The sequence below is a fragment of the Pseudomonas sp. TH31 genome (genome assembly GCF_016650815.1).
GTDB lineage: Bacteria > Pseudomonadota > Gammaproteobacteria > Pseudomonadales > Pseudomonadaceae > Aquipseudomonas.
The window spans coordinates 356,312-380,350 of record NZ_JAEKEZ010000014.1 but is presented as its reverse complement, the minus strand read 5'-3'; the positions used below and the strand labels follow the sequence as shown (position 1 = coordinate 380,350).

13 protein-coding genes, 1 tRNA gene and 4 pseudogenes are annotated in these 24,039 nt (G+C 59.2%); 12 read left to right on the top strand and 6 right to left on the bottom strand.

All coding sequences use genetic code 11. From position 1 onward, the window contains the following. The first annotated feature begins 69 nt into the window (after nucleotides 1–69). The 6 genes and pseudogenes from JFV26_RS12130 to pgaD all read left to right on the top strand — a co-directional run bounded on the left by JFV26_RS12130 (nucleotide 70) and on the right by pgaD (nucleotide 9,119). Complete coding sequence (locus tag JFV26_RS12130) at nucleotides 70–705, top strand: NADH:ubiquinone oxidoreductase subunit N (protein WP_201192523.1); 636 nt, start codon at nucleotides 70–72, stop codon at nucleotides 703–705. 284 nt (nucleotides 706–989) lie between these two features. After that, on the top strand, nucleotides 990–2,495 hold the full coding sequence (locus tag JFV26_RS12125; protein WP_201192521.1) for a YdgA family protein: 1,506 nt from the start codon (nucleotides 990–992) through the stop codon (nucleotides 2,493–2,495). A gap of 255 nt (nucleotides 2,496–2,750) precedes the next feature. Beyond that, nucleotides 2,751–5,230 (top strand): annotated as a pseudogene (pgaA, locus tag JFV26_RS12120) (poly-beta-1,6 N-acetyl-D-glucosamine export porin PgaA). 12 nt (nucleotides 5,231–5,242) lie between these two features. Continuing rightward, nucleotides 5,243–7,238: pseudogene (gene pgaB, locus JFV26_RS12115) on the top strand (poly-beta-1,6-N-acetyl-D-glucosamine N-deacetylase PgaB). Nucleotide 7,239: 1 nt separating this feature from the next. Then, complete coding sequence (gene pgaC, locus JFV26_RS12110) at nucleotides 7,240–8,595, top strand: poly-beta-1,6-N-acetyl-D-glucosamine synthase (protein ID WP_201192519.1); 1,356 nt, start codon at nucleotides 7,240–7,242, stop codon at nucleotides 8,593–8,595. Beyond that, entirely contained in the window at nucleotides 8,592–9,119 is a 528-nt protein-coding gene (pgaD, locus tag JFV26_RS12105) for a poly-beta-1,6-N-acetyl-D-glucosamine biosynthesis protein PgaD (RefSeq protein WP_201192517.1), read from the top strand. Before pgaC ends, pgaD begins: the two co-directional genes overlap by 4 nt. A 141-nt stretch (nucleotides 9,120–9,260) precedes the next feature. Here the strand turns inward: pgaD and JFV26_RS12100 are convergent. Then, nucleotides 9,261–10,786 (bottom strand): annotated as a pseudogene (locus JFV26_RS12100) (FAD-dependent oxidoreductase). Nucleotides 10,787–10,927: 141 nt separating this feature from the next. On the opposite strand from JFV26_RS12100, the gene JFV26_RS12095 reads away from it, so the two are divergent. Both JFV26_RS12095 and JFV26_RS12090 read left to right on the top strand, forming a co-directional pair. Next, the gene (locus tag JFV26_RS12095; protein WP_201192515.1) at nucleotides 10,928–11,488 is read left to right on the top strand and encodes a YbhB/YbcL family Raf kinase inhibitor-like protein; all 561 of its coding nucleotides are present in this window, start codon (nucleotides 10,928–10,930) and stop codon (nucleotides 11,486–11,488) included. A 33-nt stretch (nucleotides 11,489–11,521) separates the two neighbouring features. Continuing rightward, on the top strand, nucleotides 11,522–11,785 hold the full coding sequence (locus JFV26_RS12090; RefSeq protein ID WP_201192514.1) for a hypothetical protein: 264 nt from the start codon (nucleotides 11,522–11,524) through the stop codon (nucleotides 11,783–11,785). Between the two features lie 348 nt (nucleotides 11,786–12,133). On the opposite strand, the pseudogene JFV26_RS33455 reads toward JFV26_RS12090, so the two are convergent. From JFV26_RS33455 to JFV26_RS12075, 3 genes and pseudogenes are all read right to left on the bottom strand, one after another. Then, nucleotides 12,134–12,409 (bottom strand): annotated as a pseudogene (locus tag JFV26_RS33455) (DUF3077 domain-containing protein); the annotation flags it as partial. Between the two features lie 512 nt (nucleotides 12,410–12,921). Then, nucleotides 12,922–14,084 (bottom strand): IS3 family transposase gene (locus JFV26_RS12080; RefSeq protein ID WP_201191726.1). Its coding sequence is split into 2 segments (ribosomal slippage): nucleotides 12,922–13,829 and nucleotides 13,829–14,084, totalling 1,164 coding nucleotides; the frame shifts between segments, so codons are not numbered across the junction. 543 nt (nucleotides 14,085–14,627) lie between these two features. Further along, nucleotides 14,628–14,704: transfer RNA gene (locus JFV26_RS12075), tRNA-Arg, on the bottom strand. Nucleotides 14,705–15,052: 348 nt separating this feature from the next. On the opposite strand from JFV26_RS12075, the gene gabD reads away from it, so the two are divergent. The 3 genes from gabD (at nucleotide 15,053) to JFV26_RS12060 (ending at nucleotide 19,301) form a co-directional block, all read left to right on the top strand. Beyond that, a complete protein-coding gene (gene gabD / locus JFV26_RS12070) occupies nucleotides 15,053–16,495 on the top strand; it encodes an NADP-dependent succinate-semialdehyde dehydrogenase (protein ID WP_201192510.1) in 1,443 nt (480 codons plus the stop codon). Between the two features lie 183 nt (nucleotides 16,496–16,678). Continuing rightward, a complete protein-coding gene (gabT, locus tag JFV26_RS12065; protein ID WP_201192508.1) occupies nucleotides 16,679–17,956 on the top strand; it encodes a 4-aminobutyrate--2-oxoglutarate transaminase in 1,278 nt (425 codons plus the stop codon). A gap of 130 nt (nucleotides 17,957–18,086) precedes the next feature. Next, nucleotides 18,087–19,301, top strand: coding sequence for a response regulator (locus tag JFV26_RS12060; RefSeq protein WP_201192506.1), 1,215 nt, complete (start codon nucleotides 18,087–18,089; stop codon nucleotides 19,299–19,301). A gap of 126 nt (nucleotides 19,302–19,427) precedes the next feature. Here JFV26_RS12060 and JFV26_RS12055 read toward each other — a convergent pair whose 3' ends face one another. Beyond that, a complete protein-coding gene (locus tag JFV26_RS12055; RefSeq protein ID WP_201192504.1) occupies nucleotides 19,428–20,417 on the bottom strand; it encodes a GGDEF domain-containing protein in 990 nt (329 codons plus the stop codon). 227 nt (nucleotides 20,418–20,644) lie between these two features. Continuing rightward, a complete protein-coding gene (gene desA / locus JFV26_RS12050) occupies nucleotides 20,645–21,829 on the bottom strand; it encodes a delta-9 fatty acid desaturase DesA (protein ID WP_201192502.1) in 1,185 nt (394 codons plus the stop codon). Between the two features lie 147 nt (nucleotides 21,830–21,976). Between desA and dibA the strand changes: the two genes are divergently transcribed. Beyond that, on the top strand, nucleotides 21,977–23,887 hold the full coding sequence (gene dibA, locus JFV26_RS12045; RefSeq protein ID WP_201192500.1) for a phosphodiesterase DibA: 1,911 nt from the start codon (nucleotides 21,977–21,979) through the stop codon (nucleotides 23,885–23,887). Nucleotides 23,888–24,039 lie beyond the last annotated feature (152 nt).

Here is a 24,039-nt window from a genome sequence, read left to right as displayed (position 1 = left end):
CTTTGACTTGATGAGATCGCGCGGCGATCTCATCAATCAAGGCTCGCGTTGGTCATGGGGACTCTAATAATGAAAAACCCTTATGCTCCCGGCTTCTGGTGCGCTATTGCAGCATTGGTCTTGCTGTCGGCCACCTATTTCTACGGCATCATGCTCGCCCACCAGATCGACAAGGCACTGGTGTTCCTCGACAGCGCGTCAGCACTGATTGCCGTGATGTCCATCGTGGTGGTGGCCTGGGCGTCGATCCAGGGCACGCGCATCAAAAAAAGACACCTCGAACAAGGCAAGACCCTGGTACTGATCTGGGACACCAAAGTCGCGCTGCGCCGGGTCGAAACGGTGTTTGACCGGTATTTCTGGGGCAGCTACTGGCAACCGGGGCGCACGTTCCAGGAAGTCATGGGCGAACTCACCGGCACGCCGCTGGAAAAAAGCCTCGAAGCCTTGAAAACCCAATGCCTGGCCCTCGACAAGCAAGTCAGCGAAGAAGGCTGGCACTGGCTCAACAACGCCCGCGAACTCTCCGACGTCGCCAACGCCATGGCCCGCGAACGCTATCAACTGGACTTCTGCGACCCGCGCGCGGAAGTGACAGGCGGGGCGGTGATCAATCGGGATTTTGAGGTGCTGGTCTATACGTGGACAGCGCAGCTCAAGAGCTTTGATCATCAGTTGGATGAGATTGAGGTTCAGTATTCCTGATTTGTTGCTGTATGGGCTGACGCCATCGCGGGCAAGCCTTGCTCCTACAGGAGAACGTTACCCTCTGTAGGCGCGAGGCTTGCCCGCGATGGCGATTGCATGACCGCCGAAACTCTCGCCCTCTGCAAGGTGTCCATAGACACTCTTTCACCTTTAATCATTAAGCCCTCCCGCCCGGCAAATGCTAATCTCCTTCGGACTTTTAGCGCAGTCGTGACCGCAACCCGTCATGGGTTCAGGGAAGACGACCACACTTTCAACAACGGACATTGATCGGGTCATTCATGAATAAATCAGCAGGCGTGCTTCTTGGAATTGTTGTTGCCATCGGTGCAATCAGCGCCGGCGGTGCCTGGTACACCGGCACTAAACTGGAAGGCGTGCTGAACGCCTCCGTCGTTGACGCCAACAAAGAACTGCAAACTGCGCTGGTGGGTTCCAATGGCACGGCATCCCTGGAACTGGTGTCCGTGGATCGTGGTGTTTTCAGCAGCACGGCTCATTACCGCCTCAAGGGTGAAGGCGATATGTTCGGTGGAGCACCGGTCGAATTGCTCTTCGTCGATCACGTAGAGCACGGCCCACTGCCGTTCTCGCGCCTGGTGTCGTTGAAATGGTTGCCGGTCATGGCCACCAATTACTTCGAACTGGAAAAAACTCCGCTCACGGAAAAATGGTTCGCTGCCGCCAATGGCCTGTCGCCGGTCAAAGGCGTGGTCAACATTGGTTATGACAACTCTACCAACGGTACTTTCGAACTGCTGCCGCTGGAAACGGCCCTGGATGACAAGTCCAGCCTGAAGTTTTCCGGGCTGAACATGGACATCGCCGCCAGCGCCCAGGCGCAGAAAGTCAAAGCCAGCGGTTACATGGACAGCCTGAAACTGACCACCGTGTCTGAAGAGCAGGCGCCGGTATCGGTCGAGTTGAACGGCCTGACCCTGGCCAGCAACCTGGTCAAAAGTACCTACGGCTACTACACCGGCGAAAACACCATTGAGCTGACCAGTAGCAAGACCACCTTCGGCGCCAAGCAGTCGATCGTCGGCGTCAACAAATTCGAGATGAAGAACCAGACTGAAGAATCGGGCACCAACGCTTCCGGGCGTGCCGATTACAAAGTTGGCGAGCTGACATTTAACGGCAAAACCGTCGGCTCGGCACAAATGGCCATGAGCCTGAAGAACCTCGACATCCCGTCGACCCTGTCGCTGATGCAGATTTACCAGACCAAGCTGCAACCGTACGAGCAGGCTGCGGCCGCCGCCTCTGCCGCCGGTGAACCCGCGCCAGAGCTGAACCTGACCCCGGCCGAAGAGGCGCAGGTCAAGTCCGGCCTGGAAAAACTGCTGGCCGCCGGCCCGCAATTCGCGCTGGAGAACCTGTCATTCAACACCGCCAACGGTGAAAGCCGTGCCAACCTGGTGGTCGACCTGACCAAACCGGCTTCCATGGACCTGCCGCCGGATCAATTGGTCCGTCAGTTGATTGCCCTGTTGGACATCAACCTGAAAGTGTCCAAGCCAATGCTCGTTGACCTGCTCAGCCTGCAAGCACAAGCGGATGGCCAGACTGACGCCAAGGTCATCGTCGACCAGGCAACGGCGACCAGCGACATGTTCGCCAGCATGGCCATCGGCACCCAGTTGGCCAAACTGGACGGCACCAATGTCGTCAGCAAACTGCATTACGCCAACAATCAAGTTGAATTCAACGGCCAGAAAATGACCGTCGAAGAATTTGTCGGCTTCGTGATGGGCAAACTCGGGGGTGCAGGCGTCGTTCAGTAACCTTCGCGCTACACACTGACGCCCGGCCTCTGCGCAAACAGACGCCGGGCGTTTTGCTGTCTGGCGTTTGAGTATTTCCGGGACGTGAAGCCGGGAATGTAACGAATCTGAATAAATATTGTGTTCTGAATAATGGTCTACGCTTGCGTGCAAGACTGCCTTGATAAAGTTTGGCCGGGTTCTCATTCCGGCTCTCCGTTACGAATGGGCAAGGAGGGCATTGCGACCCGGCTGGCCATGTAAGGATGCTGACGAATGCCGCGTTTTTCTCGTCCCGATGTTCCTCGTAGGTTTAGCCCGTTGCTGCGCATCGCGCTCTGCAGCCAGCTGCTTTGGCCCATGCTGGCGTTTGCCGATACGCCCTACGACCAGATGGTCCGTGATGCTCGTGCGGGCAACTACACGCCTGCGCTGACCGTACTGCGTCAGGTACCGGTGAGCCAGGCCACCAACGGCCAGGTCAGCGACCATTTGCAGATCGCCGGCTGGGCTGGGCTCGACGCCGAAGTGGTGCAGGTCTATGAGACCCAGGGGCGCAATCGGGCACTGCCGGTTCAGGCGTTGACCGCCACCGCCCGCGCCTATCGCAACCTCAAGCGCTGGGACTCGGCGACCGAGGTCTACAACAAGGCCCTGGCGCTGGAACCGCAGAACCCGGACTTGCAACTCGGTCTGGCCATGACCCAGGCGGACGCCGGCAAACCCGACGAAGCTGTGACCCGCACCAAAGCGCTGGTGGCTGCCAAACCGGACGACCCTTCCCGTCGTCTGGCGCTGGCCTATGCCTTGACCCGCGCCGGTGCCACCTACGACGCCCTGTTTGAATACGACCAAGCCTTCATCCGAGCCGGGAGCAAGCCTGATGTGGCCCGGGAATACGTCTTTGCCCTGCAACGTGCGCGCCTGCCGGAACCGGCCCTGCGCCTGGCCCGCCAACGGCCGGGGCTGATTGATCCGGTGCAACTGCGGATCATCGAAGGTGATTTGGCCGCCGAACAGGTACGCATGGCCGAGTTCGCCACCCGCAGCGAGAAAGAACGCTACGTCATTGCCGACCGTGCGCTGAGCGGTTACGACCAGTTGTTGACCACCTGGACCCAGGATCCGAAGGCTCACGATGACGTGACTCGCTGGCGCATTGATCGCATGGGCGCACTAAAGGCTCGTGCGCGCACCGCTGAAGTCATCAGCGAATATCAGAAGCTGCTCGGCGAAGGCGTGAAGATTCCTACCTACGCCATGCGTTGGGTGGCGGGTGCTTATCTGGATCAACGCGAGCCCGAGATCGCTACCGACCTGTATCGCCAAGTGCTGGCGGCGCCAGATACCGACCCTGCCGATCGTGTCGAAGACACCACGGCGCTGTATTACGCATTGCTTGAAAGCGACCACCCGCAAGAAGCGCGCACCGTGGCGGAGAATCTGGCCAAGACTCAGAACCCGCGGGTCGAACTCAAGGGGCTGCCCTTCGGTAACCCGAATGATTCATGGATGGACGCCCAGCAACTCGCTGCACAGGCCGGCACCTATGGTTCCGACTTGCCGTCGGGCGAGCAGCGCTTACAGACTTTGGTGGATCAGGCGCCGGGCAACGTTGGCTTGCGCCTGGCCCAGGCTAACTTGTACCTCGCTCGAGCCTGGCCGCGCCGCGCGGAAAGCCAGCTCAAGGAAACCGAGAGCATGGTCCCGCGGGACATCGGGCTGGAAGTTGCTCAGGCCCACACCGCCATGGACTTGCAGGAATGGCGGCAGATGGAGGCGCTGACCGACGATGTGGTCGCGCGTTTCCCCAACAACCGCCAGGTGCAGCGTCTGGATCGTCAGCGCGACGTGCACGACATGGCCGAGCTGCGGGTGCAAACCTACGGCGGCAAGAGTTACGGCGGTGGCAGCAGCGGGGCCGGTGCGGTGGCCGGCAGCAAGGATTTCGGCATCGAAACCGTGCTCTACAGCCCGCCCATCGATGAAGACTGGCGCGTATTCGCCGGTGTCGGCTACGCCACGGGAGATTTCCAGGAAGGCACCGGTCGTGATCGCACGCAACGGCTCGGTGTCGAGCGCCGCACCCGCGACATGACCCTGGAGGCGGAGGTTTCCAATCACAACTTCGGTTATGGCGACAAGCAAGGCGCGCGCCTGTCGATTGCCCGCGACATTAACGATCACTGGCAATACGGCGGCAGCCTCGCCTACCTCTCGGCCGATACCCCGCTGCGAGCGTTGAACAGCGATGTGACGTCCAATGGCGGCAGCGGTTTCATCCGCTGGCGCGCCAATGAAAGCCGCGAATGGAAACTGGCGGTCAGCCCTCGCATTTCAGCGACGGCAACAACCGCGTCGAAGCCTTGCTGACCGGGCGCGAGGGCGTCTATACCGCGCCGAAGGTGCAAGTCGATCTCGGCCTGGAAGTCGGCACCAGCCACAACTCCATGTCCGAGGACGTACCGTACTTCAACCCCAAATCCGACTTCAGCGTGCTGCCGACGGTGAACGTCAATCACGTTCTGTATCACCGCTACGAAACCTCCTGGAGCCAACAGTTCCAGGCCGGTGCGGGCACCTACAGCCAGCGTGATTACGGCACCGGGGGGGTCGGCCTGCTGGGCTACGGCCAGCGCTACAGCTGGAACGATGTATTCGAGGTGGGCGGCTTGTTGACGGTGATCAACCGGCCTTATGACGGCGATCGCGAAACCGATCTGCGTCTGCTCGTCGACCTCACTTACCGCTTCTAGAAGAGTTTGAAGATGCCTTTTATCTCGCGTTTCATCCTTCTGCTGGGAGTGCTGCTGGTCAGCGCCTGTGCCCAGCAAGCCCCGGCGTTCGCGCCGCCGTCCGAGCGTCCTGTTGCAGCCAACGAAACACCGTGGCCGAAAAACCACGTGCTGGGGATTGCCTACCACGACGTTGAAGACCGCGACCCCGATCAAGCGGTGGTGGCCGTGCGTACCGAACGCATGATCGAGCAACTGGCGTGGCTGCGGGAGAACGACTACAAACCGGTCACCATCGATCAGATCCTGGCGGCCCACAGCGGCGGTCCGCAGTTGCCGCCCAAGGCGATTCTGCTGAGCTTCGACGACGGCTATGCGAGCTTCTACACCCGCGTGCTGCCGGTGCTGCGCGCCTATAACTGGCATGCGTTGCTGGCCCCGGTCGGCGTATGGATCGATACCCCGGCGAACCAGCAGGTGGATTTCGCCGGGCAAATGCGTCCGCGTTCGGACTTCCTGACCTGGGAGCAGGTGCGGGAAATCTCCAAGTCCGGGCTGGTGGAAATCGCCGCCCATACCGACGCCAGCCACAAGGGCATCCTCGCCAACCCTCAGGGCAACCTGCAACCCGCGGCAGCGACTCGGCGTTATGATGCCAGCACCGGCCGCTACGAGACGGAAGAAGCTTTCCAGGCGCGCATGCGCACCGATGTCGTGACCATCTCGGAGAAAATCCGCAAGGTCGTCGGTTACAAGCCGCGCGTCTGGGTCTGGCCTTACGGCACGGCGGACGGCAGCACGTTGCAAATTATCAATGACCAGGGCTATCAAATGGCCCTGACCCTGGACGACGGCCTCGATGCCCTCGACAACCTGATGAGCAGCCCGCGCTTTCTGGTGGCTTCCGATCCGGACGGCGAGCACTTCGCCAACAGCATCGTCGCGGTGCAGTCCGATGCACCGATGCGCGTGGTGCATGTGGACCTGGATAACGTCTACGATCCGGACCCGGCCCAGCAGGAAATCAACCTCGGCAAACTGATCCAGCGCATGGCCGACATGGGCGCCAACACGGTGTTCCTGCAAGCTTTCGCCGATCCGCAAGGCGATGGCCTGGTGCACTCGCTGTACTTCCCTAACCGCCATCTGCCGGTGCGCGCCGATATTTTCGACCGAGTGGCCTGGCAGTTACGCACCCGGCCCACGTCAAAGTCTTCGCCTGGATGCCGGTGCTGAGTTTTGCCCTGGATTCGAAACTGCCGCGTGTGACACGCTGGGACCCGAAAACCGGCACTACGTCGCTCGACCCGGACCAGTACAAACGCCTGTCGCCCTTTGACCCGGACGTGCGGCGCCTGATTGGTGAAATCTACGAAGACGTCGCCCGCCTGACCTCGGTCGACGGCATCCTCTACCACGACGATGCGGTGCTCTCGGACTTCGAAGACGCCGGCCCCGAAGCGCTCAAGGTGTATGCCGCCAACGGCCTGCCGGGCTCGATTGCCGCGTTGCGGGACGATCCGGCGGCGCTGCAACGCTGGACGCGGTTCAAGAGCCGCTACCTGATCGACTTCACCAAAGAACTCACCGCCAAGGTTCGCGCCATTCGCGGCCCGCAGGTGCTGACCGCGCGTAATATCTTTGCCGAACCGATGCTCAATCCCCAGAGCGAAGCCTGGTTCGCGCAGAACCTCGACGACTTCCTCGGCACCTACGACTGGACGGCGCCGATGGCGATGCCACTCATGGAAAAACAAAGCCAGGCGCAATCCGGGCCATGGCTCGAAGCGTTGGTGGCTACGGTCAAGTCTCGCCCCGGCGCGCTGCAGCGCACGGTGTTCGAATTGCAGGCCAGGGACTGGACGAAAAAACCGATTCCGACATCGATGGCGCGCAGCTGAGCGACTGGATGGGCCGCCTCAAGCGGCAGGGCGCCACCAGCTTCGGCTACTACCCGGATAACTTCCTCGAGAACCAGCCGGACGTGAAAACCGTGCGGCCTGCTCTCTCCGACAAGTGGAATCCATAACATGCTGGATAGACTGCTGGCCATGCTGGTTCTGGCGATCGTCCTCGGGATACCCCTTGGGCTGATCTTCCTGCTCACCGGGCAATTCCTGATGGACTTCGTGTTTTTCTATCCACTGTTCATGTCCGGCTTGTGGATAGCCGGCGGCCTTTATTTCTGGCTGCACTGGGAGCGGCACTGGCCTTGGAAGGATGACACCTTGCCGCCACCGCTGGCCGGCGAACCGATGATTTCGATCCTGATCCCTTGCTACAACGAAGGCGAGAACGCCGCCGACACCATCCACGCGGCGCTGGCCCAGCATTATCCGAATATCGAAGTGATCGCGATCAACGACGGCTCCAAGGACAACACCGCCGCCGTACTCGATGCACTGGCCGCACAAGACCCTCGGTTGCGGGTACTGCACCTGGCGGAAAACCAGGGCAAAGCCGTGGCCCTGCGCATGGGGGCCATCGCCGCACGCAGCGAGTATCTGGTGTGTATCGACGGTGACGCGCTGCTGGCGCCGAATACCGCAGCCTACCTGGTGGCACCGATGCTCGATAACGCGCGCCTCGGCGCGGTGACCGGCAACCCGCGAATCCGCACTCGTTCGACGCTGGTGGGTCGGGTTCAGGTCGGTGAGTTCTCGTCGATCATTGGCTTGATCAAGCGCACACAGCGGGTCTTTGGGCGGATCTTTACTGTCTCCGGGGTGATCGTCGCCTTCCGGCGCACGGCCCTGAACCGGGTCGGCTACTGGAGCCCGGACATGATCACTGAAGACATCGACATCAGCTGGAAACTGCAACTGGACCACTGGAGCATCTTCTACGAGCCCCGCGCCCTGTGCTGGATCCTCATGCCGGAAACTCTAGGCGGCCTGTGGAAGCAGCGTTTGCGCTGGGCCCAGGGCGGCGCCGAAGTGCTGTTCAAAAACATTCGCGGCATCTGGCAGTACCGCCATCGTTACCTGTGGCCGCTGCTGTTCGAATATTGCCTGTCCACCGGTTGGGCGTTCACCTTCCTGCTGTCAGTGATCTTCTGGGCGACGGGCAAGTTTGTTGATATGCCGGATGCCATCGCCGTGCATCACTTAATGCCACCGGCCTTTACCGGGCTGCTGTTGGCGCTGGTCTGCCTGTTGCAGTTCGCAATCAGCATTCTGATTGACCGGCGTTACGAGAAGGGTCTGTGGAAAACCATGTTCTGGGTCGTCTGGTACCCGTTGGTGTTCTGGTTCATCAGTTTGCTCACCACCCTGGTCAGCTTTCCAAAAGTGCTGTTTGGCCAACATCAGAAACGTGCGCGTTGGGTCAGCCCGGACCGGGGCATAAAACCGCTGAATGACGATGAGGAAGAGGTCATCAAATGAAAATCATCAGAACCCGGCAGCGTCCATTTCTGATCGTGATCGATGCCTTTTTCACGGTACTGGCCTGGATCGGCCTGCTGTATTTGCTGGTGCGCGGTCTCCTGCCTCTGATCGACACGCATGACGGCCCGCGTATCGATGCGTCATTTTTCGACGCCCTAGGTACGCTGCAAATCTACCTGTGGGTGGCGTTGTTCAACGCGGTGATCCTGATTTCCTGGGCGCGTTATCAGCACCGCAAAAGCAAAAGCTTCGCCCAGCGTCGGCTGCCGGCACCGGTTGTGGACGATCACGGGTTGAGCAAAAGCTTCAAGTTGACCGGCGATCGTCTGGAAAAACTGCGCACCCCGGGCTCGATGACCATTCACAACAATCAGGATGGCGACGTCAGCCATGTGATCAGCCACTACGTTCCGGTTAATCCGGCGCTGCAACCGCCGCCGCTGGCGCCGTTGGAACATCCGTTGGTGATCCGTTTGCCGTCTGAAGATGACGAAAACAGGGAGCCGGTCACCCGCCTCTAAGACTGGAAAATCTCCCTGTAGGAGCTGCCGAAGGCTGCGATCTTTTGATCTTGAAGGTCAAAAGATCGCAGCCTTCGGCAGCTCCTACAAGGGGCGGGCGATGGTGTCCTTGAGATCGCCATTGCTCCTACGGGTTTCATTTCAGACATCCCGGACCAATCGCCACGCCTCATCCACCGCCAGCGGCTGCTTCATCCGCTCGGCCAGCATCGCCATCGCCCGTTCTTCATCGCAGGCCACCGCCGCCACCAAAACACCGTGCTTGGCGAATAGACCGATAAAGGGCGGATGGTACGGATCGCCCTTGAACTCGACTTCATCCCAACTATCAGCATGCCCAAGGTAGTCGTAGTTTTTGCCGAAGTGCCAGGTCCAGAAAAACGGCACATCGAGATAATGCTCATCGCCGCCCAACATGTTTGCAGCAGCGATCCGCGCCTGTTGCTGCGCCAGGCGCCAATGCTCGATTCGCTGGGGCTGGCCGTTGAGCGCAAAGGTCGCGATATCGCCGACAGCCCAGAGCCCATCGGTCACGCGCATCCCGCCGTCAACTTTCAGCGATTGGTCTTTTTCCTTCGTCAGCTCGGCAAACACCGCAGTGGCCGGGGTGACGCCAATCCCGACCAACACCAGATCCGCCGGTAAACGTTGGCCATTGTCCAACAGCACCGCTTCTACCCGGTCGGTGCCTTCGATGGACGCGACTTCACCGTCGGTGTGAAAGACCACGCCGTGGGCGACGTGCCGCGCGCGAATCGCCTTGCCTACGGTTTCGCCGAACTGGGCGGCGAAGGGCACGGCGTGGCGGGCGAGCACCGTGACGTCCAGCCCGTATTGGCGTAGAGACGAAGCCGATTCCAATGCAATAAAACTGTCCCCGATGATCACCGCCCGCTGACCGGGTTTAACCGCATCGAGAATCTGCCGCGCCTGGTCTTTCGAGCGCAGCACAAAGACTTGCGGCAGATCTGCGCCGGGCAGCTCCAAAGGCTTGGGTATACCGCCGGTAGCGAGTAAGGCGGCGTCATAGCTCAGGGATTGGCCATCGGCCAGGTGCAGGGTTTTGTTCGGTGCATCCAGACTCGCCACTTCGCCCCGGATTCGTTCGATGCGTTGCTCGCGATAAAAGCCCTCGTCGCGCAGGGGCGGGACTTCTTCCGGCGGCATCTCCCCGGCGATCACGAATTTGCTCAACACGGTGCGGTCGTAGCCGGCATCGGCTTCCCGATCAATCAGCAGCACCCGCCCACCGAAGCCTTTTTCGCGCAATGCCGCAGCTGCCGTAGTACCTGCGGCCCCGGCACCGACGATCACAAAGGTTCGCTCATCATCCGCCGGCGGGGTGTGTGCGTCTGCGAATGGCTGATCATCGACCCAGACTTCATCTGCACGCACTTCAAGTGGGTAGCGCTTGAGACTGTCCAGGGCCGGCGGTTCACACAGCGCACCATCCTCGATCCGAAAGGCTGCCTTGTGCCAGGGGCAGATCAGCCGACCGTGGCACAGCGCGCCGTCGGCCAGCGGCGCCCCGGCGTGGGGGCATTCGCCCTGGAAGGCGCGCAATTGATCACCGACTCGCAGCAGAAGAATTTTGGTGTTCTCGATCCGGACTTCAAACCCCGGTTTTCCGGCACATCGGCGAAACGGGCAACGCGGTGCAGTGCCATGAGCGCTCTCCAGGCAGGTGTTTCTCTATTGAGTTTCGCCCTTATCCCGAGGTTCCGCCCAATTGCCACTGCCAACGGGCGAACGGTACGGCTATAGTCTGCCAGCCGACGACGGCCTAACCCGCACAAGGTGCTCTGGTAATGACCCGATTGACCTCTCTGAACCCTTGGCTGGCGGCCGTTGCAGTCGCCCTTTGCGTGCAATTGCCCGTGCAGGCCCAGGAGCGTTTCACCCTCAACATCCCTGGCGTCACCGACGATCGACTGTTCACCTCGGCCGCTGCCAGCGACGCGCCTGGTTGTGGCGGTCACAACCAGTCTCCGGCCCTGAACTGGAACGCTGGCCCGGCAGGCACCCTCAGCTACGCCATCGTCATGCATGACCCGGATGGCCAGAAAGGTCAGGGCGTCGATCACTGGGTGCATTACGGCATCAAGCCGACCACCCACCAAATCCCGGCCGGTGCCGGCACCAAGTCCACTTTCGAGGGCGTCGGCGGCACCAACGTCAAAGGCACCACGACCTATGTCGGCCCTTGCCCGCCGACTGGCGATAGCGCGCACCATTACGTCATCCAGATCTACGCACTGGACCTGGCGCCGGACGCCTTGCCCGCCGGCCTGACCCGCGCGCAATTGCTGGAAAAGATCAAAGATCACGTGCTGAAAAACAGCAGCGTGGTGCGGCGTTATCACCGCTGATGGTTTAACCGGCGAATTGGCATCGGCCCTTGAATGAGCGCACTATCGAGCCATAGTCGATGCGTTGGAGGAAGCCGTGGCGAAAAAATCGACCGCATCGCCCAAATGCTCAACTGCCCGGTCAAGGGCGAAGCGCTGAGGCGGGGAATTACTGAGAGTCGCAAGGAGTTTCTGCTGAACAAGCAGGAAGAAGCCGTCCCTGAGGAAGACATCGCTGATGACGAGGTGTTTGAGGTGGGGGACGACGAGGACGACGAGGACGATGAATACGACGAGTTCGATTGGACAACTGAATAAAAAACCGCTTCGGCGGTTTTTTTGTGAGCCACGTACACGTCCAACTCAAACGGTTATAAATTGATGTCTTTGTGCCTAGGGACTCGACATGGAACGTAAGCCGTTAATCAAGCAGCTCTCGGATCGACTGGAGGCCGGGGAGCTATCTGATGCGATCTTGGCTAGCCGAAATGACCAGCGTCCTGCAATGGCTGCAGATCTTGTGTTTGCTGAACTCTATGCGCTCATCGACGACATTGAAGCTGAACAAATCGGTAAGTAGGTAGCGGTACTCTTTAAAATTGCAGTTCCTGACATTATCAGGACCTGCAATTTGCATTGTGAGTTGCCGCTATTCTGTGGTTTTTCTTTCCGCGACGCGGGTCCTCGCGTCAGCACTTTCACCACATCATCAACCAATGCCTTACTCAGTGCTGTCAAATAATGCGCAGCCCAGGCGTGACGATCGTTTTCTCTGTCGTAGGCAGCATCTTTGGACAGTGCTTTGGCAAGGAACAGAAAGTCGGAAGCCATGGCTAACGCATCGCCAAGAGGCACGCCGCGAGTGACGTGGAACACCGCTTGATTCGAGCAGTAGATGGCAGGCGTCAAACCGATGGTTTTGAGCTCTGATGGATCGGTCATTTGCCACCTCCATTGATGGAGGTGCGATGGGATTGCGATTCAAAATCGCGTTGAGGGGTAAAACGAATTTTGTACGGATTTCTATTGCGCATGGTCTAGCTCCTTGACGTGGAACTGCCACTTTTCCGTTACCAAGCGAATGGGTGGCAGCTGTGCGCAGGTTGGTAAACCGGGAGTCAAGGAATCCGGCACGTCCGAAGACGTCCCACGCACAGCCGCCATAACTCAAAATTGCAGAAATCAAAAAACGCCTGCAATTTGATGGGGGCGCTGTTGCGCTTAACTCTCGGGTTACCAAGCCCGGTCGCTGAATTGGCAGCGACGGCGGAAGGGTATCGCGCAGGCAGATCTCCTGCAACCTTGGATATTGAGTGAATGGCAACGGCGATTGTCAGGGCACCGGTAGCCGCTGATTACCCAAGAAACTACCCAAGACACTACCCAAGAATCGCCCAAGAGCTACCCAAGAAATATAAGAAAGCCAGCGGGTGCCTGAGTCTGACGTGTAGTGGTCAACTAATCCCGGACACGACGTTAAGTTTTTCTTCGGCCCGAGCTGGCGCCAGCCCACCGTTGAATTGGTGAGGCCGAATCCGGTTGTACCGATGCATCAAAAAATGGCTGATGTCGCGCTGTGCTTCCTGCGCAGTTCTGTAGCCTAAGGTCGGTATCCATTCAGTTTTCAAACTCCGGAACACTCGCTCCATCGGTGCATTGTCCCAGCAATTTCCCCGGCGACTCATGCTCTGGCGTATGCGGTATCGCCACAACCGCTGGCGAAACAACCGGCTTGCATATTGGGACCCTTGATCCGAGTGGAACAGCAGATCCGAAGGCCTGCCACGCTGCTCGTAGGCCATATCCAGGGCTCGGATCACGAGTTCGGCGTCCGGGTTTTCCGACAGTGCCCAGCCCACTATCCGGCGCGTGCAGAGATCCAGAACGACAGCCAAGTAATGCCACTTTCCTTGTGCCCAAATATAGGTGATGTCACCGCACCAGACCTGATTGGGGGCTGGCACATCAAACTCACGGTTCAAGGTATTCGGGATATCAAGTCTTTCTACTGTCGCTCGTTTATAGGCATGTGAGCCGGGTTGTTTACTGACTAAATCAAGCTCACGCATCAAACTGCGCACTTTGAATCGACCGAGTTGCTCACCATCTTCACGCATCAGTGACAGGATGCTGCGACTGCCCGCAGCGCTGCGACTTTGCGAGAACAGCTCACTGACCCGGCTACGCAACCGAAGCCGTTCAACATCGGGAGTGCGGCGCCGCAGGCGCTGGGCGTAGTAGCACGAGCGGGTGACTTCAAACACCTTACACAGCCAATCAACCGGCTCATGGGCACTCAACTGATCAATCAGCGCAAACGCTCGTGATCTTCCGACATCAAGAGCGCGGTAGCCTTTTTTAGTATGGATTTTTCTCGCTCAAGCCGAGCGATCCGGGCTTCCAGTTCCTGAATTTTCTGCTGCTCTGGGGTCAGCGCCTTGCTCTGCGGAGTGACGCCTTGGTGCTCTTTCTGAACCTGGTCAACCCAGCGGCGCAGCGCTGACTCACCAATGCCGAGTGAGCGGCTGGCTTCGATGTAGCTGTAGTTTTGCTTGAGCACGAGGTCAGCAGCCTCGCGTTTGAATTCAGCAGTAAAGGAGCGGCGTTGTTTGGTCATCTGACACCTCGATCTGGCGAGTATTCTCGCCTAAATGGGTGTCCGGTTTCATTAGACCACTACAGACGCGAGCACTCAATCGAACCGTCAAGTTTTCCTTGTCGGTTGCGTCGGATTAGCCAGCAGTTGCCGAGAAGTTCTCATTCCTATGATCATCAACAACTCTGCCCCTGTCGGTTGATGTGCTTAAGCGTTGATACTGCTCAGGGGTTTTTCGTTGCCCTGCTCCATGTACCGAGCAGTCATTTTTCTAAAGGCATCGATCGATCCGAGTCCCTTTAAGCTAAATCCAAGGACAGAACCGCGTGATGTTGCAAGCGAGCGGCACCCTTCGCGTCGACCACAGTCGTCAACTTTTAGTTTACAACTGCCTCTTTAACCCGCTAGCCATCGACTTATGCCGCCTATAAATGCGAGTCGAGGTTGTGCTTCGTGGTGTGATGCAGCTCGCCAAAATCAAGCTGATTCACCTTGATCTCCTAAACAACACCCACAAAAAAGCCCCAGTCCCTAACGGCCTGAGGCTTTCTCGTTTCTACTATATGGTGCACCAGGCGGGATTCGAACCCACGACCACTGCCTTCGGAGGGCAGTACTCTATCCAGCTGAGCTACTGGTGCAAGCGGGCGCCATGATACTCATATGCGTTGCGGGCGTCCATGCTGCTGAATCGTCTGTGTTTTTTAACCTGTAACAGCCGTTTGCTACGTTGATCAGAAAAAATAGGCAAATGCGGCGTTTTCGTTCTTTTTTTCGAACAGCCTATTGTCCTTTACCCCCTTTGATCCTAGGATTCGTTTGAGATTTCAAACGCTCTTGTCTGGGTGCTGAACCGCACGAGTTTCAATCAGTGCGCTATTTATGTGCTTCAGCCCGGTGAATGATTTCCCTGACGGCAGCCTATAGGGCGCCTTTCTACAATCATAATTCGCTCCGCGCTGGCCGCGGTGCTGTTAAGGAAAGCCGACATGCAGCTTAAAGACACCCAGTTGTTCCGCCAGCAAGCCTTTATCGATGGCGCTTGGGTCGATGCGGACAATGGTCAGACGATCAAGGTCAACAACCCGGCAACGGGCGAAATTCTGGGTACTGTGCCGAAAATGGGCGCGGCCGAAACCCGCCGTGCAATCGAAGCCGCTGACAAAGCGCTGCCGGCCTGGCGTGCCCTGACCGCCAAGGACCGTGCGAACAAGCTGCGTCGCTGGTTCGAACTGATCATCGAAAACCAGGACGACCTGGCTCGCCTGATGACCCTCGAACAAGGCAAGCCATTGGCCGAAGCCAAGGGCGAAATCGTTTACGCCGCTTCCTTTATCGAGTGGTTCGCCGAAGAAGCCAAGCGCATCTACGGTGACGTGATTCCGGGCCACCAGCCAGACAAGCGCCTGATCGTGATCAAGCAGCCAATCGGCGTGACCGCTGCAATCACCCCGTGGAACTTCCCGGCCGCGATGATCACCCGTAAAGCCGGTCCGGCCCTGGCCGCCGGTTGCACGATGGTGCTCAAGCCTGCTTCGCAAACTCCGTTTTCCGCATTCGCCCTGGCTGAACTGGCCCAGCGTGCCGGCATCCCTGCCGGTGTGTTCAGTGTTGTTTCCGGCAGCGCCGGCGACATCGGCAGCGAGCTGACCAGCAACCCGATCGTGCGTAAGTTGTCCTTCACTGGCTCGACTGAAATCGGTCGTCAGTTGATGGCGGAATGCGCCAAGGACATCAAGAAAGTGTCCCTGGAATTGGGTGGCAACGCGCCGTTCATCGTGTTCGACGACGCGGACCTGGATAAGGCCGTCGAAGGCGCGATCATTTCCAAGTACCGCAACAACGGCCAGACCTGTGTCTGCGCCAACCGTCTGTACATTCAGGATTCGGTCTACGACGCGTTCGCCGAGAAGCTGAAAGTGGCCGTGGCCAAGCTCAAGATCGGTAACGGTCTGGAAGAAGGCACTACCACGGGCCCGCTGATCGACGAAAAAGCCGTGGCCAAGGTTCAAGAGCACATTGCTGACGCGATCAGCAAAGGCGCAACCGTTCTGGCCGGTGGCAAGGTGATGGAAGGCAACTTCTTCGAACCGACCATTCTGGTCAACGTGCCGAAGAACGCTGCCGTGGCCAAGGAAGAAACCTTCGGCCCACTCGCGCCGCTGTTCCGCTTCAAAGATGAAGCCGAAGTGATCGCGATGTCCAACGACACCGAGTTCGGTCTGGCTTCGTACTTCTATGCCCGTGACCTGGGCCGTGTGTTCCGTGTGGCTGAAGCCCTGGAATACGGCATGGTCGGCGTCAACACCGGGTTGATCTCCAACGAAGTCGCGCCGTTCGGCGGCATCAAGGCGTCGGGCCTGGGCCGCGAAGGCTCCAAGTACGGCATCGAAGATTACCTGGAAATCAAATACCTCTGCCTGGGCATCTAAGCTCGGCCAGGCATTGCTTCAAACGCAAAGGGCACGAGAGCGCTGTCCCTTTGCGTGCTTCAAACGGAATTTTCTCTGTGGCCGGGAAAGCTGTGGCAGTCGATCATCGCATGCTGCCGTAGTTGCCTCCCCGCCGCATTTTCCTTGAACCACGCCGCCCGATGAGCGGTGAATGAGGACTTTATGAGCAAGACTAACGCATCCCTGATGAAACGCCGTGAAGCCGCTGTACCACGCGGTGTTGGCCAGATTCACCCGATTTTCGCCGAGTCGGCGAAGAACGCCACCGTGACCGACGTTGAAGGTCGCGAGTTCATCGACTTCGCCGGCGGTATCGCCGTGCTGAACACCGGTCACCTGCACCCGAAAATCATCGCCGCCGTGACCGCGCAGTTGAACAAGCTGACTCACACCTGCTTCCAGGTGCTGGCTTACGAACCGTACGTAGAACTGTGCGAAAAAATCAACGCCAAGGTGCCTGGTGATTTCGCCAAGAAAACCCTGCTGGTGACCACCGGTTCCGAAGCGGTAGAGAACGCTGTGAAAATCGCCCGTGCCGCCACTGGCCGTGCCGGCGTGATTGCGTTCACCGGCGCTTACCACGGTCGCACCATGATGACCCTGGGCCTGACCGGTAAAGTCGTGCCTTACTCGGCCGGCATGGGCCTGATGCCAGGCGGCATCTTCCGCGCGCTGTACCCGAATGAACTGCACGGTGTGAGCGTCGATGATTCGATCGCCAGCATCGAACGCATCTTCAAGAACGACGCCGAGCCGCGTGACATCGCTGCCATCATCATCGAGCCGGTTCAGGGCGAAGGCGGTTTCTACGTCGCGCCTAAAGCGTTCATGAAGCGTCTGCGTGAATTGTGCGACCAGCACGGCATTCTGTTGATCGCTGACGAAGTGCAGACTGGCGCCGGCCGTACCGGCACGTTCTTCGCCATGGAACAGATGGGCGTTGCTGCCGATCTGACCACCTTCGCCAAATCCATCGCTGGCGGCTTCCCGTTGGCCGGTGTGTGCGGCAAGGCCGAATACATGGACGCGATTGCTCCAGGCGGCCTGGGCGGCACTTATGCGGGTAGCCCGATCGCCTGCGCCGCGGCCCTGGCCGTGATGGAAGTGTTCGAAGAAGAACACCTGCTGGATCGCTGCAAGGCTGTCGGCGAGCGTCTGGTGACTGGCCTCAAGGCCATCCAGGCCAAGTACCCGGTGATCGGCGAAGTCCGTGCCCTGGGCGCAATGATCGCGGTCGAACTGTTCGTCGACGGCGATAGCCACAAGCCGAACGCACCTGCAGTGGCAGCGGTTGTGGCCAAGGCGCGTGACAAGGGTCTGATCCTGCTGTCCTGTGGCACCTACGGTAACGTTCTGCGCGTCCTGGTACCGCTGACTTCGCCGGACGAGCAACTGGACAAAGGTCTGGCGATCATCGAAGAGTGTTTCTCCGAACTCTAAGTGTGACCCGATCGACAAAAAACCCGCTTCGGCGGGTTTTTTGATGGTCTTGAAACACATCAGGGATAAATGCGTTGTATCGAATGGCCAGCATTGACTAAGGTTCATGCATTGCCGTTGGAGTGTGCGAATGACCGCTGTGGTTTTACCCGCTGTACCGCGTGTGCTGATTGCCGAGGCCGACCCCTGGTCCCGCGACCTGCTCAAGCAGGTGTTGTTGAATGTGCGCTGCGACGCACGGCTGGATCTGTGTGCCGACGGCCAGCAGGCGATGGAGCTGCTGGCGACCGTGCCTTACGATCTGGTGATCGTCGACTGGGAATTGCCCGGTGTCGATGGCTTGAACGTCTTGCGTAGCGTGCGTCAGCGCAAACGCAATCCGCCGTTGCCGTTCATTCTGATGAGCAGCCGCAACGACAGTGCCAGTGTGCGTGAAGCCTTGCCTCTGGCACCCACCGCGTATCTGACCAAACCCCTGGACATGGAAAACCTGACTCACCGACTGCAGGAACTGCTGCTGAACGCCGGGGAAGAAGTGTCCTGCGAGGCACCGACGCTGGCGCCGGGCATGACCTTGTCGGTGTACCTGGAACGTCGACGTGAGCAGACGGACGGCGCGCCGTTGATGACCGATGTGCAACTGGCGGTCAAACGCAGCCTTAACCCCAATGGCCTCGATCTGACGCTGCTGGAAGCTGAGGTGCGCAATGATCCGCAAATCACTGCGGTGCTGATCGCCGCCGCCAACAGTGCGGCCCAGCATCATGGCGCGGCGGTGCAAACCCTGTCCCAGGCGCTGCATCGGTTGGGCACCGCACAAAGCATGAACCTGATTCTGGGCCTGGCCCTCAAGCGCTGCGCGCGGCTCAGTGATCCGCTGCTGGCGGACTATGCCGAGCGTTATTGGGGTTTGTCGCTACGCACGGCCGAATATGGCCGGACCCTCGCGCGTTTGCTGGACCTGGACCAGGAGCGTTGTTATTGCGCGGGGATGTTGCATCGCCTCGGCGATCTGGCGTTGCTGCGCTGTTTGCAGGAATGGAAGCAGGCCGGCGGCGAGCTGGATGAATGGGAAGAGGTCGGCGACGCATTGGCCGAATTCGGCGCGGGCTACGGTTCGGCGCTGCGCACGCGCTGGCGTCTGCCGCTGGAGCTGCGAGAGCTGATTGCAGCGGTCTACCATCTCGGTGGCGGGGTTTATTCGCGTGAAGCGCTGGTGATGAACATGGCCGCGCAACTGGCGCGCCTGACCGAGCACGAGGGCATTGAGGAACTGTCGAAGAGCCGGACGGCGCGGCTGCTTAAGATCGGATTGCCGGAATTGATGCGTTTGCGCAAAAAGTAAGGTCACCGCAAAACCTGTGGGAGCGGGCTTGCTCGCGAAGGCGTCGTATCAGGCAATATTGAAGTCTACTGACACGATCCCTTCGCGAGCCAGCCCGCTCCCACATGGGGTTTTGTGTCGGGCCTGTCAGGCGCAGATAATCCGGTTCTTGCCCTGGCGCTTGGCTTCATACATCGCCGCATCGGCGCGGGCGAACAGGCTGTCGAGGCTTTGGTCGTCGCAGGTAAGGCGGGTCAGGCCCTGGCTGACGGTGATGCCGAAGGTCTGCTCATCATGGCTGAAACTCAACCGCTGGATCTCCCGTTGCAGGCGCTCGGCCACTTGCATGGCCATGTCCGGCGCGCAACCTGGGAATAGCGCCGCGAACTCTTCCCCGCCGATTCGCCCGAACAGATCACCCCGGCGCAATGTCGCGCGACCGCTCTCGGCGATACGTTGCAGCACAGTGTCGCCTGCCGGGTGGCCGTAGGTGTCGTTGACCTTCTTGAAGTCATCAATGTCCAGCAGCAGGAATGCCAGCGGCGCGCCTTGCAGCCGTGCCTGTTCGAACTCGCGATGGGCACATTCGAAGAAGTGTCGGCGGTTGCTGCTTTGGGTGAGTACATCGGTGGTCGCCAAGCGTTGCAGCTCGGCTTCCATTTGCTTCTTTTCGGTGATGTCCTCGGCAATGCCGACGATGATCACCGGCTGCCCTGGCTCTGCCTGACGGTTGATGAAGCACTTGTCGCTGAGCCAGCGCACCTGGCCATCGGCCGCGATGATGCGGTACTCGCGGTCTTCGACGGCACCTTTGACCAGCACTTCGGCCAGGCTGCGCTCGGCGTAGTCCAGGTCGTCGGGGTAAATGCTGTCGCGCCACTGGTTGTAGTCGGCCAGTAACAAGCCGGCGGAACGTCCGAAAATCCGTTCATAGGCAGGGCTGACGTAGATCACCTGACGGGTTTCCCAGTTGAATGCCCAAAGCACCGCGTTGACGCTGACCAGCAGGGAACTGAACAATTGTTCGCGTTCGCTCAAGCGTGCGACTTCACCTTGGGCATGCATCAGCGCCATCAGCGTTTGCGCGGCTTCGGGCCACTGCGGGTGGGATGAGTCTTGTAGGTTTTTAGTGACCATCGGCACAAATCTCAAAGGGCGTGCGCCGCTCGGAGGTTCGAAAGCGGCCACAACGTGAGCCTTTTATCGATTATTTCTTGTGCCACAGCAGGCGCATCACGCTTGGTGTGGGAAAGAATTGATAACAGGTCCCGGCCCGCCTGGATGGCGAAGTGTCTTTGAGATAGGGGATTTGGAGCTTAGTTCCGACGGGTGCGCCCGCGAACGGGGCGCACCGATCAACGGCGTCAGACAGCAGCAGGGCGCAGGGAGTAGGTTTTCAGCTGGTCGGCGAAGTCGCGCAGGGATTGAATCCCGCTGGCTTCGGCTTCGTGTACCCAATCCTTGATAGCGGCAAGCATATCGTGACCATTTGAGCTGGTCTTGACCCAGATCTGCTGCAAGGCCAGGCGTTTCTCGTAAATTACCTTCAGCGCCTGGCTGTGCTCGAGCATGTTCTGGATGCGGATATGGTGCTTGTCATCCAGCAGGCTGGTTTCGCGCGAGAGCAAACGCTTGGCCCGGTGGAACTGGTGCCGGACCGAGTGATCGACCTTTTCCAACTCCTGCTTGACCAGCGGCGCGATCACCAGCTTGCGGTACTGCGCCATGATCTGGAAGCGGTTGTTGAGGATGGCCATGGCGGTGTCCATGTCCAGATTGCCCTTGCCTTCGACCCGGTGGGCGATCGGCGCAACGCGCTGAACCTTGGCCAGACGGAAGAAACTGAAGACCTGGATCCAGGCCCAACCGAGGTCGAACTCCCACTTTTTCACCGACAATTTTGCCGAGTTAGGGTAGGTGTGATGGTTGTTATGCAGTTCTTCGCCGCCGATCAGGATGCCCCAAGGTACCAGATTGGTTGCCGCGTCACGGCATTCGAAGTTGCGGTAGCCGATGGCATGGCCCAGGCCATTGACCACGCCGGCGGCCCAGACCGGGATCCACATCATCTGGATGGCCCAGATGGTGATGCCGATGGTGCCGAACAGCAGCAGGTCGATGACGCCCATGATCGCCACGCCCAACAACGGGAAACGGCTGTAGAGGTTACGTTCGATCCAGTCTTCGGGACAGTTCTTGCCGTAGATACGCAGGGTCTCCGGGTTTTGCGCTTCGGCGCGGTACAACTCGGCGCCCTTGCGCAAAACAGTAGAAAGGCCCTTGATGACCGGGCTGTGCGGGTCATCGACAGTTTCGCATTTGGCGTGATGCTTGCGGTGGATGGCGGTCCACTCACGGGTGTTCTGCGCCGTGGTCAGCCACAGCCAGAAACGGAAGAAATGTTTCAGGCCGGCATTGAGCTCCAGGGAGCGATGGGCTGAATAGCGATGCAGATAGACCGTGACACCAACAATGGTCACATGGGTCATCAGCAGGGTGACTGCCACCAGTGACCAGGGCGACAAGCCGAGAAAACCTTCGTACCACATAGGCTATAGGGCCCTCGATAAATAAAAAAACAGCCGTTGCATTATCACTAAGCCCACAGATAAAACCAGTCGCCCTTTCAGATAAGAGTGGCCGGATGTTTCTTTCACCTATAATTCCAACCCTTTTGTAGGGACATGGATGGCCGAATGACTGCAACATATCGCGATGCCTTGCGTGCAGCGCTGCTCTACCTGGTGCTTTCAGTCGTCTGGCTCCAGTTCAGTGGTTATTTATTGAACAGTTTCTTCGATAGCTCCACCGAATTGTTGCGATGGCAACTGATCAACGGTTACGCCTGGGTGCTGCTCAGCGCCGGATTAATCTTCCTCGCCCGGGCCAAATTGTTCCGCTGCCTGGGGATCGGTGCCAAATTGCGTGAGCGCAATGAAGACCGGGAACGTCTGCGCCAGGCCGCCGCCGTGTTCGATTGCACCCGCGAAGGGGTGCTGGTGACCGACAGCAACGGCCTGATCGTGCATGTGAATCGCGCATTCATGCAGATCACCGGTTATCGGCGTGAGGAAGTCATGGGCCAACGGCCGAGTCTGTTCAAGTCCGGTCACCACCCGCCGGCCTTCTATCAGGCGATGTTCGCCATGCTCGGTAGCGGCGGCGAGTGGAGCGGGGAGATCTGGAACCGGCGCAAGAGTGGCGAAATCTACCCGCAATGGCAGACCATCCGTATCATTCATGACGATCTGGGCCGGCTCAGTCATTACGTGGCGGTATTTTCCGACATCAGCGCGATCAAGAACTCAGAGCACGAACTGACCCACCTGGCCCACCACGACCCGTTGACCGACTTGCCCAACCGTTTGCTGTTCACCGATCGCGTCGAACAGGCGCTGACCTCGGCGCAACTGCACAAGCGTGGTTGCGCGTTGCTGATGATCGACCTGGATCATTTCAAGATGATCAACGACAGCCTCGGGCACAACATCGGCGACCAACTGCTCAAGGCCGTGGCCGTGCGTTTCAAAGGCCTGTTCGTACCGGGCATCACTCTGGCGCGGCTGGGCGGTGACGAGTTCGCGGTACTCGCCGAAAACTGTCCGCAACTGGTACAAGCGGCGGCGCTGGCGCAACGGATCATCGATGGCATCAAGCAGCCGTTCGAGATCGATGGGCATCAGTTGTTCATCAACACCAGCATCGGCATCAGCCTGTTCCCCGGCGATGCCTTGAGTGCCGAGCAACTGCTGCGCAATGCCGACTCGGCGCTGTTCAAGGCCAAGAGCGCCGGCCGTGATGGTTACGCGCTCTACACCGAAGAGTTGACCGCCCATGCCCAGCAGCGGGTCGAGATCGCCTTCGAACTGCGCCGCGCGCTGGAACTGAAGGAGCTGCGGGTTTACTACCAGCCGGTCCATGACCTCAAAACCAGTCACCTGATCGGCGTCGAGGCACTGGTGCGCTGGGAGCATCCGCAGCGTGGGTTGATATCGCCGGCCGAGTTCATCCCGGTCGCCGAACGTACCGGGCTGATTTCCGAGATTGATGCCTGGGTCATGCGCCAAGCCTGTCAGCAGATGTGCCAATGGCAGCAGGCAGGTGTGGTGCTGTCGTTTGTCGCGGTGAATGTGTCTTCACGGTTGTTTGCCCGCCGCGAGTTGTATCAACAGGTGGCGCAGGTGCTGCACGAAACCGGGCTGGATCCGGCGTATCTGGAACTGGAAGTCACCGAAAGTGCGGTGATGGACGATCCGGAAGTGGCGCTGGAGCAAATGCACCGCTTGCGTGAGCTGGGTGTTCGGCTGGCCATCGACGATTTTGGCACCGGGTATTCGTCGCTGCTGCGGCTCAAGCGTTTGCCGGTGCAGAAGCTCAAGATCGATCAGGGTTTTGTCGCCGGGTTGCCGTGGGACGAGGATGACGGTGCGATTGTGCGGGTGATCATCGCGCTGGCCAACAGCATGGGGATGCAGGTGCATGCCGAAGGGATCGAGCAAGTGGAGCAAGCGGCATTCCTGCTCGAACACGCTTGTGATCTGGGGCAGGGTTACTGGTTTGGCAGGCCGGTGCCGGCTGAGCAACTGGATTGGGCTCGGCTCCGGTGATTGGTTGAATGCTGAAAAGATCGCAGCCTTCGGCAGCTCCTACAGGGGCGGTGAATATCCGGTTGTACATCAACCCCTGTAGGAGCTGCCGAAGGCTCGGGCCGCGTTCGGACGATCTTTTGATCTTGAGACGGCCAACCGCGCCGCAAGCC

What these genes read in the sequence shown, in the direction of transcription:
- gabD (WP_201192510.1), top strand. Translation starts at nt 15,053, where the DNA reads ATGCAGCTTAAAGACACCCAGTTGTTCCGCCAGCAAGCCTTTATCGAT.
- JFV26_RS12055 (WP_201192504.1), bottom strand. Translation starts at nt 20,417, where the DNA reads ATGGTCACTAAAAACCTACAAGACTCATCCCACCCGCAGTGGCCCGAA.
- JFV26_RS12095 (WP_201192515.1), top strand. Translation starts at nt 10,928, where the DNA reads ATGACCCGATTGACCTCTCTGAACCCTTGGCTGGCGGCCGTTGCAGTC.
- JFV26_RS12130 (WP_201192523.1), top strand. Translation starts at nt 70, where the DNA reads ATGAAAAACCCTTATGCTCCCGGCTTCTGGTGCGCTATTGCAGCATTG.
- desA (WP_201192502.1), bottom strand. Translation starts at nt 21,829, where the DNA reads ATGTGGTACGAAGGTTTTCTCGGCTTGTCGCCCTGGTCACTGGTGGCA.
- JFV26_RS12090 (WP_201192514.1), top strand. Translation starts at nt 11,522, where the DNA reads ATGAGCGCACTATCGAGCCATAGTCGATGCGTTGGAGGAAGCCGTGGC.
- JFV26_RS12125 (WP_201192521.1), top strand. Translation starts at nt 990, where the DNA reads ATGAATAAATCAGCAGGCGTGCTTCTTGGAATTGTTGTTGCCATCGGT.
- pgaC (WP_201192519.1), top strand. Translation starts at nt 7,240, where the DNA reads ATGCTGGATAGACTGCTGGCCATGCTGGTTCTGGCGATCGTCCTCGGG.
- JFV26_RS12060 (WP_201192506.1), top strand. Translation starts at nt 18,087, where the DNA reads ATGACCGCTGTGGTTTTACCCGCTGTACCGCGTGTGCTGATTGCCGAG.
- gabT (WP_201192508.1), top strand. Translation starts at nt 16,679, where the DNA reads ATGAGCAAGACTAACGCATCCCTGATGAAACGCCGTGAAGCCGCTGTA.
- pgaD (WP_201192517.1), top strand. Translation starts at nt 8,592, where the DNA reads ATGAAAATCATCAGAACCCGGCAGCGTCCATTTCTGATCGTGATCGAT.
- dibA (WP_201192500.1), top strand. Translation starts at nt 21,977, where the DNA reads ATGACTGCAACATATCGCGATGCCTTGCGTGCAGCGCTGCTCTACCTG.